This is a genomic window from Nocardiopsis sp. CA-288880 (assembly GCF_050955985.1).
In the GTDB taxonomy this organism is placed as follows: Bacteria; Actinomycetota; Actinomycetes; order Streptosporangiales; family Streptosporangiaceae; genus Nocardiopsis; species Nocardiopsis tropica.
In genome coordinates, this window is sequence record NZ_CP192105.1 from 3,551,049 (window position 1) to 3,565,095 (window position 14,047).

General features: G+C 73.6%; 13 protein-coding genes. 6 read left to right on the forward strand and 7 right to left on the reverse strand.

Annotated features, from left to right (window positions below; translation table 11 throughout):
• Positions 1-147: 147 nt before the first annotated feature.
• Positions 148-813 (reverse strand): TetR/AcrR family transcriptional regulator, encoded by a 666-nt coding sequence (locus ACQPYD_RS15280; RefSeq protein ID WP_433701642.1) that lies wholly within the window; start codon positions 811-813, stop codon positions 148-150.
• Positions 814-912: 99 nt separating this feature from the next.
• On the opposite strand from ACQPYD_RS15280, the gene ACQPYD_RS15285 reads away from it, so the two are divergent.
• On the forward strand, positions 913-2,088 hold the full coding sequence (locus ACQPYD_RS15285; RefSeq protein WP_433701643.1) for a winged helix DNA-binding domain-containing protein: 1,176 nt from the start codon (positions 913-915) through the stop codon (positions 2,086-2,088).
• 206 nt (positions 2,089-2,294) lie between these two features.
• On the opposite strand, the gene ACQPYD_RS15290 is transcribed toward ACQPYD_RS15285, so the two are convergent.
• Positions 2,295-3,482, reverse strand: coding sequence for an acyltransferase family protein (locus ACQPYD_RS15290; protein ID WP_433701645.1), 1,188 nt, complete (start codon positions 3,480-3,482; stop codon positions 2,295-2,297).
• A gap of 31 nt (positions 3,483-3,513) precedes the next feature.
• Positions 3,514-4,134 (reverse strand): TetR/AcrR family transcriptional regulator, encoded by a 621-nt coding sequence (locus ACQPYD_RS15295; protein ID WP_433701646.1) that lies wholly within the window; start codon positions 4,132-4,134, stop codon positions 3,514-3,516.
• Between the two features lie 347 nt (positions 4,135-4,481).
• Here ACQPYD_RS15295 and ACQPYD_RS15300 point away from each other — a divergent pair, with 347 nt between their 5' ends.
• Positions 4,482-5,345, forward strand: a complete 864-nt coding sequence (locus ACQPYD_RS15300) for a hypothetical protein (protein WP_433701647.1) — start codon at positions 4,482-4,484, stop codon at positions 5,343-5,345.
• Positions 5,346-5,486: 141 nt separating this feature from the next.
• On the opposite strand, the gene ACQPYD_RS15305 is transcribed toward ACQPYD_RS15300, so the two are convergent.
• On the reverse strand, positions 5,487-7,760 hold the full coding sequence (locus ACQPYD_RS15305; protein WP_433701648.1) for an ATP-binding cassette domain-containing protein: 2,274 nt from the start codon (positions 7,758-7,760) through the stop codon (positions 5,487-5,489).
• Positions 7,761-7,833: 73 nt separating this feature from the next.
• On the opposite strand from ACQPYD_RS15305, the gene ACQPYD_RS15310 reads away from it, so the two are divergent.
• Positions 7,834-8,652 (forward strand): TetR/AcrR family transcriptional regulator, encoded by an 819-nt coding sequence (locus ACQPYD_RS15310; RefSeq protein ID WP_433701649.1) that lies wholly within the window; start codon positions 7,834-7,836, stop codon positions 8,650-8,652.
• Here ACQPYD_RS15310 and ACQPYD_RS15315 read toward each other — a convergent pair.
• Positions 8,618-9,373, reverse strand: a complete 756-nt coding sequence (locus tag ACQPYD_RS15315; RefSeq protein ID WP_433701650.1) for a class I SAM-dependent methyltransferase — start codon at positions 9,371-9,373, stop codon at positions 8,618-8,620. The genes ACQPYD_RS15310 and ACQPYD_RS15315 overlap by 35 nt on opposite strands.
• Before the next feature lie 192 nt (positions 9,374-9,565).
• On the opposite strand from ACQPYD_RS15315, the gene ACQPYD_RS15320 reads away from it, so the two are divergent.
• Positions 9,566-10,222 (forward strand): CatB-related O-acetyltransferase, encoded by a 657-nt coding sequence (locus tag ACQPYD_RS15320; protein WP_433701651.1) that lies wholly within the window; start codon positions 9,566-9,568, stop codon positions 10,220-10,222.
• Between the two features lie 30 nt (positions 10,223-10,252).
• Here the strand turns inward: ACQPYD_RS15320 and ACQPYD_RS15325 are convergent, their stop codons facing one another.
• Positions 10,253-10,654 carry a cupin domain-containing protein gene (locus tag ACQPYD_RS15325; RefSeq protein WP_330158994.1) on the reverse strand — a complete coding sequence of 134 codons (402 nt, stop codon included), beginning with the start codon at positions 10,652-10,654 and terminating at the stop codon, positions 10,253-10,255.
• A gap of 51 nt (positions 10,655-10,705) precedes the next feature.
• On the opposite strand from ACQPYD_RS15325, the gene ACQPYD_RS15330 reads away from it, so the two are divergent.
• Together ACQPYD_RS15330 and ACQPYD_RS15335 are read left to right on the forward strand one after the other, a co-directional pair.
• Positions 10,706-11,707: a helix-turn-helix domain-containing protein gene (locus ACQPYD_RS15330; RefSeq protein WP_433701652.1), complete on the forward strand. Its 1,002-nt coding sequence runs from the start codon at positions 10,706-10,708 to the stop codon at positions 11,705-11,707.
• A 114-nt stretch (positions 11,708-11,821) separates the two neighbouring features.
• Positions 11,822-12,799: an aldo/keto reductase gene (locus tag ACQPYD_RS15335; protein ID WP_433701653.1), complete on the forward strand. Its 978-nt coding sequence runs from the start codon at positions 11,822-11,824 to the stop codon at positions 12,797-12,799.
• Positions 12,800-12,917: 118 nt separating this feature from the next.
• Here ACQPYD_RS15335 and ACQPYD_RS15340 read toward each other — a convergent pair whose 3' ends face one another.
• Positions 12,918-13,922: a helix-turn-helix transcriptional regulator gene (locus tag ACQPYD_RS15340; protein ID WP_433701654.1), complete on the reverse strand. Its 1,005-nt coding sequence runs from the start codon at positions 13,920-13,922 to the stop codon at positions 12,918-12,920.
• Positions 13,923-14,047 lie beyond the last annotated feature (125 nt).

The window sequence follows — 14,047 nt, forward strand, 5'->3', positions numbered from 1 at the left end:
GTCACACGGGGTCCCTTCGATCATGATTCGCCCCCGACCCTAGCCCCGGGCGTGCCTTCCCCGAAGCGCGCCCCCGCGTCCGGCGCCCCTCCCCCGGGCGTCCCGGCCGACGGTGGCACCGCAGGACGGAGACCGGTGGCGCCCGCCTCAGGAGGCGGGCCCGCGGTCGGGCCCCGCGGGGGCGTCCGGCGGGTGGCGCAGGGCCGGGAGCAGGACGCCGTCGACCATCGACACGAGGAAGTCCCGGTCGAACGGCTTGCCCCGGACGAGTGCGCGGAAGGCGGCCATCGAGGGGACGAGCTGCGACAGCGCCTCGATGTCGGCCGTGGGTGGGATCTCGCCCCGGTCGACGGCACGCCGCATGAGGGCGTGGTGGGCCTCGGCCCACGGCTGGATGATCGCGGCGGTGCCCGCGTCGGCCAGGGCGCGGTCCTGGACGAGCATCGACGCCAGCCCCGCCATGACCTCGAGCCGGCGCTCGGCCTCCTCGACCGTCTGCGGCCTGAACAGGCCGAGGAGGTCGCCCCGGAGGTCCCCGGTGTCGGGCAGGTGCTCCAGGTCGACCTGGTCGCGCTTCATGCGCGCCACTGCGTCGACGACCAGCTCGGCCTTGGAGGCCCAGCGGCGGTAGAGCGTGGCCTTCCCGGCCCCGGCCCGCGCGGCGACCAGGTCCATGGACAGCCGGGAGTAGCCGACGTCGGCCAGGACCTCCAGCGCCGCGTCGAGGATGGCGCCGTCCCGTGAGGGGTCCCGCTTGCGGCCCGGGCGCACGGGATCCTCCGCGGGTTCCCGGGTCTGGCCGTCTCTCGCCATGGCAGCCGCCTCCTCGTCTCTCCGCCCCCGAAAGCGATACACATCAGTTCCGGAACGACACTGTATCGAATGGTCTGTCCGGTGTGGCACGATGACCCGATGCACCATGTCACCGACGGCGAACGCCGGGCCCGACTGGCCGTGCGGCACGCACTGGCGCCCGGCGCCCGCGCCGACTCCCCCGAAGCGGCCACCCGGGCCGTCGTCGCGCTGCACGCGACCGAGCCGGCCACGGTCCACCTCTCCTGCTGGGCCCGCGTCTCCTCGCTGACGGTCGCCGACGTCGACGGGGCGCTCCACCGGGAGCGCCTGCTCGTGAAGCAGCTGGCGATGCGGCGCACCCTCTTCGTGTTCCCGCGCGAGCTGCTGCCGGGCGTGTGGCCGAGCGCCTCCGCCCGTGTCGCCGCGGCGGAGCGCGCCCGCATGGCCAAGGACCTCGTCCGGGCGGGCCTCACCGACGACGGAGGCGCCTGGCTCGACCGGGCCCGGGCCGAGATCCTCACCGTGCTCGCCGACGCGCCGGAGGGCCTCGCCGCCATCGACGTGCGCCGGGCGGTGCCGAGGATCGACGTGAGGGTCGAGGGGTCGCCGGGCGAGCTGTGGTCGGCGCCCCGGGTGCTCACCCTCCTCGGGGCCGCCGGCGACATCGTCCGCGGCGCCGACGCCGGCCGCTTCCCCGTCTCACGGCCCCGGTGGACCCTGGCCTCGCACTGGTTGGACGGCGTCCCCGACCCGTGGAGCCCGGGCGAGGGGTACCGCGAACTGGTCCGCCGCTGGCTCCTCCGCTTCGGCCCGGGGACCGAGGACGACATCGTCTGGTGGCTGGGCGCCACCAAGACGATCGTGCGCGGCGCGCTGGCCGACCTGGAGGCCGTCGCGGTGTCCCTGGACAGCGGCGCCACGGGCTGGCTCCTGCCCGACGACGTGGGACCGGTGGAGGACCCGGGCGGGTGGGTCGCGCTCCTGCCGGTGCTCGACCCGACCGTGATGGGCTGGCGCGACCGGGACTTCTACCTGGGGCCGCACCGCGAGCAGCTCTTCGAGCGGCGCGGCAACGCCGGCACCACGGCCTGGGCCGACGGCCGCGCCGTCGGTACATGGGTGCAGGACGGCGCCGGGGCCGTCCGGGTGCGCCTGCTGGAGCCGGTCCCGGCCCCGACGCGGCGGGCCCTCGACGAGGAGGCGGAGCGGCTGACCGCGTGGCTCGGCGGGGTGCGCGTCGGCACCGGCTACGTGTCACCGGCGATGCGGGCCGCCCTGGACGCCGTGGGGTGAGGTCTGCCGGGGGCGCCGCCCCGGCGCCGGGGGACGCACGTGCTCAGCGTCGTCCCGCTTCTCGGAGAGCTGAGTTCCGCCCCGGCGCCGTGGGACGCACGGGTCCCGGAGGGCGGTGGCGGCGTCGGCCGGCGGGGCCGCCCCGGGAGAAGCGGGGGCGGGGCCGCCTCCGGCTCTTCCCGGAGGCGGCCCCGCGGAGGGGCACGTCAGAGGATCCGACGGGCCCCCGGGATCGCGCGGACCGCGGCGGCGAGCGCCCAGCAGGCGGGGACCGCGAGGGCGGCCAGGCCCAGGAACTTCGCCGCTGCGGGAGCCTCCCAGCCGCTCAGCGCCGTCCCGAGGCCGACCAGCACCAGCGGGTGCAGGAAGTACACGGCGAAGGCGTTGTCGGCCAGGAACGCGGAGAAGCGGGTCCGCCGGTCGAGGAGGCGTCGGAAGGACACCATCAGCGCGAGTGTCACGCCGACCGCGAAGAACGTCTCCGCCACCATGTGGAACAGCGCCGGAGCGGTGCCGGGGGCGTTCTCCGCTCCGAGGACGAGCGACCCTCCCAGGAACGCGGCCAGCCCGAGGACGGCCGTCGCGCCCCCGTACCAGCCGGCCCCGCCTGGCAGGCGGGTGAACCAGTTGCGGCGGTAGGCCAGCACGCCCACGGTGAAGAGGGCCGCGTACTGGGGCAGGTAGTCGGGGCTGGGCAGCCCCACGAACGGCCAGTAGGGGGCGGGGTTCACCCAGCGCCAGACGAACGACACCAGGGCCAGGGCCACGGTGAAGGCGACGACCGGACCGAGCCAGCGCAGCGGGGCCGTGCCCTCCGGGCGGGAGGCGGGGAGGACCGCCGTGCCCCGGCGCTCGGCGCGGCGCTCGCGGAAGCCGCGCACCATGACGTAGGTGAGGCTGAGGACGAGCAGGACCTCGACGAACCACATGGGGCCGGGGTCGAAGGTGATCACGTAGAAGAGCCAGTAGGGCATCTCCGTGCCCTCGGCGGCGGCCCCTTCCGCGAACAGTCGGTAGGCGCCGGTCGTGAGCAGGGGCCGTACGAGCAGGACGAACAGCAGCAGGGGGACGCCCAGGCGCACCAGGCGCTCGCGGACGAACCCCCGACGCCCCCTCCGGTCCCTCGCTCCGGGCACGAAGTAGCCCGCGAGCAGGAAGAACAGGCCCATGAAGTAGGTCTGGTCGACGACGACCAGGAGGTCGAGCAGCCCGCCCGTGGGGTCCTGCGCGGGCTCGGTGTAGAACCAGACCGGGATGTTGCCGTAGGTGAGCGCGACGTGGTGCAGCACGACCAGGACGGTCATCGCCACGCGCAGGTTGTCGACGTAGTGCAGGCGCCTCGGGGGCGGTGGCGCCGCCTCCGGGTTCAGGGCGGGCGCGTGTTGCTGTGTCATGGGGTCCTCGTGATGGGGGTGGGTGCGCCGGTCAGTCGGCGCGGGTGGCGCGTACGAGCTGTTCGCCGAGTTCGGCGGCGTGCGCCATGAGGTCGTGGTCGGGGTGGACGCGCCAGTACTCGAACATCCCGTCGGTGGCGGACTGCTGGGTCACGGCCATCGCCCGCACGTCGAAGTCGCGGAACTCGCCGCTCCTCTGCCCCTCCCGGTAGAGCCCCTCCAGGGACTCGTAGAGGGGTTCGGACTCGCCGGCCCCGTACCGGGGGGAGCCGTCCGGCCTGCGCGCGTGGATGAAGATCTGCGCCAGGGCCGCCATGCGGCTCCGGTGCTCCAGCGCGTAGGCGGCCACACCCCGCACGTGTGCGCGGAGCATGTCGGCGGCGTTGTCCTGGGCGAGGATCCGCGGGACGACGGACTCGGCGATCTCCGTGTAGACGCCCGTCACCAGCTGGTCCATCAGCTCGTCCTTTCCCGCGAAGTGATACGAGATCACGCCCTTGCTCACGCCCGCCTCCTCGGCGATCCGCGCCAGTGAGGCGTTGGGATAGCCCACCTCGGCGATGGTGTCGATCGCCGCGGCGACGATCTGCGCCCTGCGGGCCTCCTCGATGAAGGACCTTTTCTGACCGGCTGGATTATTTTCTGACCGCATGGCCAGAATCTAACACAGGGGGCCAGGAATCCATGGGGGATGTCCCTGAACCGCCCCTGGCCCGCCCCCGTCGGGCCGGGGGTGGAAACCCCGGGACGGCACGGCCCGCCTCCCCCTGCGGCCGAGCCGGGGGCCCCGGCCCTCGTCCACAGGCCCTGGAGTATCAACGGGGACAGGGGTACCGTTGTCCGTAGGCGCGGTCCCGCGCCCAACCCCCGGTCCCGGTGCTCGCGCCACCGGCTGTGAGGGGGCAAAGGGGACTCAGGGTCCTCGGGACGCCGGTCCGATGTGCCCCACCGGCGGGGCGGAGGGAGCGCGAGTTCCGACGCTGTCGCCGAGGAGCCGTCATGACCAGCCACAAATCCTTCAAGCAGCGCGTGCGCGCCCGCATGGACAAGACCGGCGAGAGCTACACCGCCGCCCGCGCACACCTGATCGGCCGCACCGGAACCGCCCCCCGATCCGACCGCGCGTCCTCCGAGCCCGCCGTCGGGCCCGGGAGAGCCGCCGCCGACCGCTCCCCCGCCGTTCAGCCCCCGCCCGGCGGGGAGCACCCCGCGTCCGCCGACGCCGCTCCCGCGGACGGGGCCCCGGCGGGCTCCGCCGGCCCCACCGGCGCACCCGCCCCGTCAGCGGCCGACCGGCGCACCACGGGGACGATGCGCGGCCGCGTCACCGACGACTCCGTGCGGGAGCACACCGGCCGCGACTACGCCGGATGGTTCGCCCTCCTGGACGGCTGGAACGGCACCGCCCGCACCCACACCGAGCTGGCCGCGTGGCTGGGCCGGGAGCAGGGCGTCCCGGCGTGGTGGGCGCAGACCGTCACGGTCGCCTACGAGCAGGAGCGCGGGATGCGGGTCCCTGGCCAGAAGAAGGACGGGTTCGCGGTCAGCGTCAGCAAGACCGTCCACGCGCCGGTCGAGCGCCTCTTCGCCGCCTTCGTCGAGGAGGGCGAGCGCGGGAGGTGGCTGCCCGACCACGACCTGTCGGTGCGCACCTCCACCGAGCCCCGGCGCCTGACCGCCGACTTCGACCGGTCCACGCGGATCAGCGCCAACTTCACCGCCAAGGACGGTGGCAGGAGCACGGTCGCCTTCGAGCACACCAAGCTGGCGGACGCGGAGACCGCCGCCGGGACGAAGGCGTTCTGGAGGCACCGGCTGGGGCAGCTCAAGGTCGTGCTGGAGGGGCACGGGGACCGCCCCTGAGCCCTGCGGGACCCGAGCCGCTCCCGGGCCCGGGGTCGCCCGCCCCCCGGCACGCCGTCCTTCACGGCCGTCGGGGGGCGGGGACGCCCCACCGGTCCGAGCGCGTGGGCCGCCCCGCCGGACGGCGGAGCGGCCCACGGCCTAGCGCTCCAGGTAGGCGCGCAGGTGGCGGGCGGTGAGGGTGTCGCCCTCGGCCACCAGTTCGGCGGGACTGCCCTCGAAGACCACGCGGCCGCCGTCGTGCCCGGCGCCCGGCCCCAGGTCGATGAGGTGGTCGGCGTGCGCCATGACCGCCTGGTGGTGCTCGATCACCACCACCGTGTTGCCGTCGTCGACCAACCGGTCCAGCAGGGCGAGGAGCCGGTCCACGTCGGCCAGGTGCAGGCCGGTGGTGGGCTCGTCCATCACGTACACCGCCCCCTCCTTGGCCATGCTGATCGCCAGCTTCAGGCGCTGGCGCTCACCGCCCGACAGGGTGGTCAGCGGCTGGCCCAGGCCCAGGTAGCCCAGGCCGACGTCGTAGAGCCGGTCCAGGATGGTGCGGGCGTTGCCGGTGGTGAAGAACTCCCGTGCCTCCACCACCGACATGGAGAGCACCTCGCTGATGTTCCTGCCGCGCAGTTCGTGGGTGAGCACCTCGGGCCGGAACCGCTTGCCCTCGCACTGCTCGCAGGTGGAGGCGACCCCGGCCATCATCGCCAGGTCGGTGTAGATGACCCCCGCGCCCTTGCACTCGGGGCAGGCTCCCTCGGAGTTCGCGCTGAACAGGGAGGACTTGACCTTGTTGGCGCGGGCGAAGGCGGTGCGGATCGGGTCGAGCAGGCCGGTGTAGGTGGCCGGGTTGGAGCGGCGCGACCCGCGGATCGGTGACTGGTCGACCACCACCACGCCCTCCCTGCCGGGGAGGGCGCCGTGGATGAGCGAGCTCTTGCCCGACCCCGCGACCCCGGTGACCACGGTGAGCACCCCCAGGGGAACGTCCACGCTGACGTCCTTGAGGTTGTGGCTGTCGGCCCCGGTGATGGAGATGGCCCCGGTGGGGCGGCGGACCTCGGCCCGCAGGGTGGCGCGGTGGTCCAGGTGGTCGCCGGTGAGCGTGCCCGAGGCGCGCAGCCCGGCCACGTCCCCGGAGTAGGTGATCCGCCCGCCGGACGGTCCGGCGCCCGGCCCCAGGTCCACCACGTGGTCGGCGATCGCGATCGTCTCGGGCTTGTGCTCGACCACCAGCACGGTGTTGCCCTTGTCGCGCAGGCTCACCAGCAGGTTGTTCATCCGCTCGATGTCGTGCGGGTGCAGGCCCACGGTGGGCTCGTCGAAGACGTAGGTGACGTCGCTGAGGCTGGAGCCCAGGTGGCGGACCATCTTGACGCGCTGGGCCTCGCCGCCGGAGAGCGTGCCCGACTCCCGGTCCAGGCTGAGGTAGCCCAGGCCGACCTCGACCAGGGAGTCGAGGGTGTGGCCGAGGTTGTCCAGCAGCGGCTTCACCGAGGGCTCGTCCAGGGAGCCGACGAAATCGGCGAGCTCGTTGATCTGCATGGACGAGCACTCGGTGATGGTGCGTCCGGCGACCTTGACCGAGCGGGCCTCGGCGTTGAGCCGCGTGCCCTCGCACTCGGGGCACGTGGAGTAGGTGACGGCGCGGTCCACGAAGGCGCGGATCCCGGGCTGCATGGAGTCGCGGTCCTTGGCCAGGTAGGTGCGCTTGAGCTTGACCACCAGCCCCTCGTAGGAGAAGGAGTTGCCGCCCACCTTGACGCGGGTGGCGGGGCCGTGGAGGAAGGTCTCCCACTCCTCGGGGGTGTAGTCGCGCAGCTTGCGGTCCGGGTCGAGGAACCCGGAGTTGGCCATGACCTGCCAGTACCAGGAGTCCACCGCGAACCCGGGGACGGTGATGGCTCCCTCGTTCAGCGACAGGTCCCGGTCGTAGAGCTCCTCCAGGTCGACCTGGTTGGTGCGGCCCAGTCCCTCGCACTCGGGGCACATGCCCTCGGAGTTGTTGAAGCTGAACATGCTCGACGGCTCCAGGCGCGGGGTGCCGACCCGGCTGAAGACGATCCGCAGCATGGCCGCGGCGTCGGTGGCGGTGCCGACGGTGGAGCGGGAGTTGGCGCCCATCCGCTCCTGGTCGACGATGATGGCGGCGCTCAGGTTGCGCAGGGTGTCCACGTCGGGTCTGCCCTGGCTGGGCATGAACGACTGGACGAACGTCGTGTAGGTCTCGTTGATGAGTCTCTGCGACTCGGCGGCGATCGTGCCGAACACGAGGGAGGACTTTCCCGACCCGGACAGGCCGGTGAACACGCTCAGCCTCCGCTTGGGGATGTCCACCGAGACGTTGGCGAGGTTGTTCTCCCTTGCGCCCCTGACCTGGATGGTGTCGTGGCTGTCGGCCATGGAGGTGGGTTCGGAAGACACGCTGCTCCTCGGAAATCCTTATGCGGTAAACTGGCGGCCTGCGAACGTTAGTTTATGGCATAAGGAGATGCAAGTGGTCATCTACGCCGGGCAGGGTGACGCTCGTCGCTCCATGGGCCTGCTGTGGCGCGCCCCCGCGGACCCGTCCGCGCGTGCCGTCCCCGGCCCCAAGCCCGAACTCAGCGTGGACCTGGTCGTGGAGACCGCCATCGGCGTCGCCGATGAAGAGGGCATGGACGCGCTGTCGATGCGCGCGGTGGGACAGCGGCTCGGGCGCACCGCCATGTCGCTGTACACCTACGTGGCCAGCAAGAACGAGCTCATCGAGCTGATGTACGACCACGCGTTCGGGGAGCTCGCCGAAGCAGCCGAAGCCGATGGCGAACCAGACTGGCGCAAGGCTACGACGAACTGGGCGACCCGGCTGTGGGAGTTCTACCTCCGCCACCCCTGGGCGCTGGAGGTGTCCCAGGCCAGGCCGGTGCTGGGCCCCAACGAGTACCGGCTGTTCGAGTCCATGGCCCTCGTGCTGCACCGTGCGGGGCTGGACGCGGCCGGGATCCGCAGCACCTACGGCAACCTCTTCTCCCTCGTGTGCGGCTCCGTGCGGACGGCCGCGGAGGCCCGCCGCGCCGAGGCCGTGACGGGAGTGCCCGAGGACGAGTGGTGGTTCTCCCGGTCCGCGCAGTTGGACGAGCTCGTGCCCGACTTCGCCGAGCGCTTCCCCGTCCTCGCCCGCATGTCCGAGGCGGGCGCGTTCTCCAACGAGGACGAGAACGAGCCCTACCTGGAGCAGGAGGCGTGGGAGACCTTCCAGTTCGGGCTGAACGCCCTGCTCGACGGGGTCCGGGGCAAGCTCAGCGCGCGGGCCCGACCGGAACCGCGCACGTGATGATCTCCTCGGAGGCGTCCGTGAGCGGACCGCGGGCCCAGTCGCCGTACCGGGCCCGCGCCTCCAGGCCGGCCCCGGCCAGGAGCGCGTCGAGTGCGTCGGCGTCCGGGAAGCGCAGCGTGCTGCGGCTGTGCCGGACTTCTCCGCCCCACGCGGTACTGGAGTAGGCGGCGGTGAAGGTGACCAGGTCGCCCTCCACACTCTCCAGCCGGTGCACGGAGGTCGCCTCGGCCCCGTCCGGACCGGTCACCGTGCGCGTGCGCGAGGGCCGCCAGGCCTCCCATCCCCGCGCCGCGGGGTTGCGCGTCTCGAACACGAACCGGCCGTCCTCCGCCAGGGCCCGCCGCACGGCCGCCAGGGCCGACCGGAGCTCCTCGTCCGTGGTGAGGACCTGGAACGCGTGCCCGGTCATCACGACGAGGTCGAACTCGTTCTCGAAGGACGTCGTCGCCAGGTCTCCGAGGACCCACTCGACGTCCCCGCGGTCGCGTCGGCCGACCTCCAGCATCGCGTCGGCGGGATCGAGCCCCACCAGCCGCCCCGTGTGGCCCCGCTTCCTGGCCTCCCGCTGGAGCAGCCCGGTGCCGCAGCCCACGTCCAGGACCGACCGCGCGGACATGACCAGGTCGATGTAGAAGGCGTCGTCGGGGGCCAGGCCCCAGGGGTGGAAGACGTCGTAGAGTTCGGCCATCGCGGCATCGGAGAAGACGTTGTCGACCATGCGGCCAGTCTGGCGAGCCGGCCCCGCGCCCGCACCCGGATTTTCCGGACCGCCCCCTCCGCCCGCGGAGGGGCCCTCGCCCCGGCCGCGGCCGGGGGGCGCCGCGGGCCGGGCGGCGGGCCCCGGTTCGCTAGCCTCGTCCCCGACGAACCCGGCGCCGCCCGGCCCCGGGAGAGGAGAACGGGGAGACCCATGCCCGCACCCGACCCGAACCGGTTGCACCCCACGACCCGGCCGGACCTGACCAACGTCGTCTTCCTGAAGGCACAGGTCACCTCCGACCTCATCGAGGTGGGGGAGTACACCTACTACGACGACGAGGGCAGCGGAGTCCCCTTCGAGCAGGCGTGCGTGCTCTACAACTACGGCCCCCAGCGCCTGGTGATCGGCCGGTTCAGCGCCATCGCGCCGCGCGCCACCATCCTCATGCCCGCCGGGAACCACCCCACCGTGGGCCCCTCCACCTACCCGTTCACGATGTTCGGCGGCGAGTGGTCCGAGCGCACCATGGACACCTACCTGTCGATCCCCGCCCCGCCCGACACCAGGATCGGCAACGACGTGTGGATCGGCCGGGGCGCCACGCTCATGCCGGGGGTGGCGATCGGCGACGGCGCCGTCGTGGCCGCGCACAGTGTCGTGACCAAGGACGTCGCCCCCTACGCGCTGGTCGGCGGCAACCCGGCGCGGCACATCCGCAGCCGCTTCGGCGAGGACGACGTCGCCCGCCTGCTCGCGGCCCGGTGGTGGGACTGGCCCGTCGAGGCGATCACCGAGCACGCCGCCCTCATCATGGGCGGCAGCCCCGCCGAGGTGGCCGCGGTGGCCGAGGGCGTCCTCGGCGACTGAGCCCGGGGCGGGGCGGAGGGCCGCGGGGCCTCAGCCGTCCAGGGCGTGCCCGGTGGTGGCGTCCACGTGGTCGGGCACCTCCTCGTGGCGGTCGCCGACCGTCAGGGTGCCGGTGGGCTCGAAGAGGAGGATCGACGCGCCCCCGTCCGACTCGGGCCGGTGCTCGACGCCGCGCGGGACCACGAACACCGATCCCCTCTCCAGGGTGACGACCCGTTCCGGGGCGCCCTCGCGCTCGCGCAGCCGGATGCGCAGGTCCCCGTCCAGGAGGAGGAAGAACTCGTCGGTGCCGTCGTGGGCGTGCCACACGTACTCGCCGCGGACCTTGGCCACGCGCACGTCGTAGTCGTTGACCCGGGTGACGATGCGCGGACTCCACAGCTCGTCGAAGGAGGCCAGCGCGTCCCGCAGGTTGATCGGTCGTTCGCTCATAGGGCCATCCTGGCCATGGCGCCCGGACCGGGGAAGTGCTAGGAATCGCACATGCCGCAAGAATCCTCGCACCGAGTCGCACTGGTCGTCGACGAGGGCTCGAACCCCTTCGAGATGAGCGTGGCCACCGAGCTCTTCGGGCTGCGCCGTCCCGAGCTCGACCACCCCTGGTACGACCTCACCGTGTGCTCGGCGGTCCCCGACGTGCGCGTCCACCTGGGACTGTTCACCATCACCGACCTGGCCGGGCTGGAGGTGGTGGAGGAGGCCGACACAGTCATTGTGCCCAACCGCCCCGACCCGTGGGTGCCGCCCAGGCCGGAGGTGGTCGCGTCCGTGCGCCGGGCGGCCCGGCGGGGAGCCCGGCTGGTCAGCTTCTGCAGCGGTGCGTTCACCCTGGCCGCCGCCGGGGTCCTGGACGGGCGGAGGGCCGCCACCCACTGGAGGTTCGAGGAACTGTTCGCCCGGATGCACCCAGAGGTCCGCCTCGAACGCGACGTGCTGTTCGTGGACGAGGGCGACGTGCTCACCGCGGCGGGCAGCGCCGCCGCCCTGGACCTGGGACTGCACCTGATCCGCCGCGACCACGGCGCGGAGACCGCCAACACGGTCAGCCGGCGGCTGGTGTTCGCCGCCCACAGGGAGGGCGGGCAGCGTCAGTTCGTCCGCAGACCGCTCCCCGAGACCGCCGACACCTCCCTGGCCCCGGTCCTGGCCTGGGCCCGCGAGCACCTGGGCGAACCGCTCGCCGTCGCCGACCTGGCCTCCCGGGCGTCGGTCAGCCCGGCGACCCTGCACCGCCGGTTCCGGGCCGAACTGGGCACGACCCCGCTGGCCTGGCTGCGCTCCGAGCGCGTGCTGCTGGCCTGCCGCCTGATCGAGGCCGGGGGCATGGGCTTCGAGGCGGTGGCGCGGGCCAGCGGCCTGGGCAGTACCGCCAACCTGCGAGCGAGCGTGCGGGCGCACACCGGGGTCGGCCCGGCCCGGTACCGGGAGCGGTTCGGTCCGCGTCCCCCGGCCCCGGCAGGCGGCCGGCCCCCGGACCGCGCCTGACCGCGCCATCACGGCCCCCGTGCTCACGGGCGGACCGGTCGCGCAGCCGCCGGACCGCCGGAGACCACGGACCTCCTCGCCTGGGAGCGCTTCCAGAGGTCTAGGATCGGCCGCATGGAAACACGTGTACTGGGTCGCACCCGCAAGGACGTCGGCGTCGTCGGTTTCGGCGCCTGGCAGATCGGAGCCTCCTGGGGCGAGGTCAGCGAGGCCGACGCCACCGCCGCCCTGCACACCGCGGCCGAGGAGGGCGTCACCTTCTTCGACACCGCCGACGTCTACGGCGACGGCCGCAGCGAACGGCTCGTGGGACGCTTGCTCAAGGAACTCCCCCACATCACCGTGGCCACCAAGATGGGCCGGCGCCAGGAGCAGCTCGCCGCGAACTACAGCCCCGCCAACTTCCGGGCCTGGAACGACGACTCCCGCCGCAACCTGGGCGTGGACACCGTCGACCTCGTCCAGCTGCACTGCCCGCCCTCCGCCGTCATCTCCACCGACGCCGTCTTCGACGACCTGGACGCCATGGTCGAGGAGGGGCGGATGCGCGCCTACGGCGTCTCGGTCGAGACCGTGGACGAGGCCCTGGCCGCCGTCGCCCGCCCCCACGTGGCCACCGTCCAGATCATCCTCAACGCCTTCCGCCACAAGCCCCTGGAGCGGTTCCTGCCCGCCGCGCGCGAGGCCGGGGTCGGTGTCATCGCCCGCGTCCCGCTGGCCAGTGGCCTGCTCTCGGGCAGGTTCACCGCCGACACCTCCTTCGCCGACGACGACCACCGCGCCTTCAACCGCGAGGGGCAGGCCTTCGACAAGGGGGAGACGTTCTCCGGGGTCCCCTACGCCACCGGGCTGGAGGCCGTGGAGCGTATCCGCCCGCTCGTCCCCGAGGGGATGGCGATGGCCCAGTTCGCGCTGCGCTGGATCCTGGACCAGGACGGCGTGAGCGTCGTGATCCCCGGGGCCCGCAACGCCGACCAGGCGCGCGGCAACGCCGCCGCCGCGGACCTGGCGCCCCTCTCCCCCGAGGTCCACGCCCGGATCGGCGAGGTCTACGACGAGCTCGTCCGACCCCACGTCCACCACCTGTGGTGACCGGCGAGAACCCCGCGGGCTGACGGGAGGCCGCCACGGGCCCCTGCCGGTCCCGCGTCCGACAGGGCCCGTGGCGGCCCCGGCCGCGGAGGGCTGCGGCCGGGAGCGGCGCGGCCGGTCAGCCCTCCGGGGGGCGGGCCCCGCGTCCGGCGCCTCCGAAGCGGCGGGCGAGGCGCTCGAACGCGTCCTCGAGCTCGGGCGGTCCGACGACCTCGAAGTCGGCGTCGAACCGCCCGACGGCGGAGGCCAGGCCGGCCCACGACCACGAACCGAGCACCAGCCGGCAGCGCTCCGGCCCCAGCTCCTCGACCAGCCCGTCGTAGGCGAAGGGGGCGACGGACGCTGCGGGCAGGTCGAGGACGACCTCCCCCCGGCAGGGCCAGTCGGCCGGCCCGTCCGAGCCCCGGAACCTGCCGGTGACGAAGGCGGCCACGTCGCCGCCGGGCACCTCGCGCGGGGTGAAGCGCGGACCGTTGGGGGTGCGGGGCGAGATGCGGTCCACGCGGAGGGTCTGCCAGTCGCCGCGTTCCTCCTCCCACGCCAGGAGGTACCAGCGCCCCCGCCAGGTGACCAGGTGGTGGGGTTGCACCCGGCGCCGGACCACCGCGGTGCCGTCCCGGTCCGAGGCGGACCGGAAGGCGGGGGCGTAGTCGAGGCGCAGTTCCTCGCGGGCGTGGACGGCGGCGCTGAGCGCCATGAGCAGGCTGCCGTCGGCCCGGGCGGGGGCGGCGTCGGGCGGCGCGACCGCTTCGACCCGGATCGGGCGGATCCGCTGGCGCAGGCGTGCGGGCATGACCTGGCGGATGGTGTTGAGCGCGCGTTCGGCGGCCTCCCCGATACCGGCGCCGGTCGCGGTGGCCGACTGGAGCGCCACCGCCAGCGCCACCGCCTGTTCGTCGTCGAACAGCAGCGGGGGCATCTGCGAGCCCGCGTCGAGCCGGTAGCCGCCGTCGCGCCCCTTGAAGGCCGTGATCGGGTAGCCGAGTTCGCGGAGGCGGTCCACGTCGCGGCGGACCGTGCGCGCACTGACGTCGAGTCGCTCGGCCAGTTCGTCACCCGACCAGTCCCGGCGGGTCTGGAGCACGGACAGGAGCGCGAGCAGGCGGGCGGACGTTTTCACCATGGACCCATCCTGCTCGACATAGAGGACACACCCTGTCCTGTGAGCCTGCGAATGTAGGGCCGCAGGCAGCGAGGGGGCGGGCGGAAACGCGGTCATCGCAGGTCACACCCCCTCGGCAGCGGACG

What these genes read in the sequence shown, in the direction of transcription:
- ACQPYD_RS15325 (WP_330158994.1), bottom strand. Translation starts at nt 10,654, where the DNA reads ATGAGCGAACGACCGATCAACCTGCGGGACGCGCTGGCCTCCTTCGAC.
- ACQPYD_RS15285 (WP_433701643.1), top strand. Translation starts at nt 913, where the DNA reads ATGCACCATGTCACCGACGGCGAACGCCGGGCCCGACTGGCCGTGCGG.
- ACQPYD_RS15300 (WP_433701647.1), top strand. Translation starts at nt 4,482, where the DNA reads ATGACCAGCCACAAATCCTTCAAGCAGCGCGTGCGCGCCCGCATGGAC.
- ACQPYD_RS15295 (WP_433701646.1), bottom strand. Translation starts at nt 4,134, where the DNA reads ATGCGGTCAGAAAATAATCCAGCCGGTCAGAAAAGGTCCTTCATCGAG.
- ACQPYD_RS15315 (WP_433701650.1), bottom strand. Translation starts at nt 9,373, where the DNA reads ATGGTCGACAACGTCTTCTCCGATGCCGCGATGGCCGAACTCTACGAC.
- ACQPYD_RS15335 (WP_433701653.1), top strand. Translation starts at nt 11,822, where the DNA reads ATGGAAACACGTGTACTGGGTCGCACCCGCAAGGACGTCGGCGTCGTC.
- ACQPYD_RS15280 (WP_433701642.1), bottom strand. Translation starts at nt 813, where the DNA reads ATGGCGAGAGACGGCCAGACCCGGGAACCCGCGGAGGATCCCGTGCGC.
- ACQPYD_RS15330 (WP_433701652.1), top strand. Translation starts at nt 10,706, where the DNA reads ATGCCGCAAGAATCCTCGCACCGAGTCGCACTGGTCGTCGACGAGGGC.
- ACQPYD_RS15290 (WP_433701645.1), bottom strand. Translation starts at nt 3,482, where the DNA reads ATGACACAGCAACACGCGCCCGCCCTGAACCCGGAGGCGGCGCCACCG.
- ACQPYD_RS15320 (WP_433701651.1), top strand. Translation starts at nt 9,566, where the DNA reads ATGCCCGCACCCGACCCGAACCGGTTGCACCCCACGACCCGGCCGGAC.
- ACQPYD_RS15340 (WP_433701654.1), bottom strand. Translation starts at nt 13,922, where the DNA reads ATGGTGAAAACGTCCGCCCGCCTGCTCGCGCTCCTGTCCGTGCTCCAG.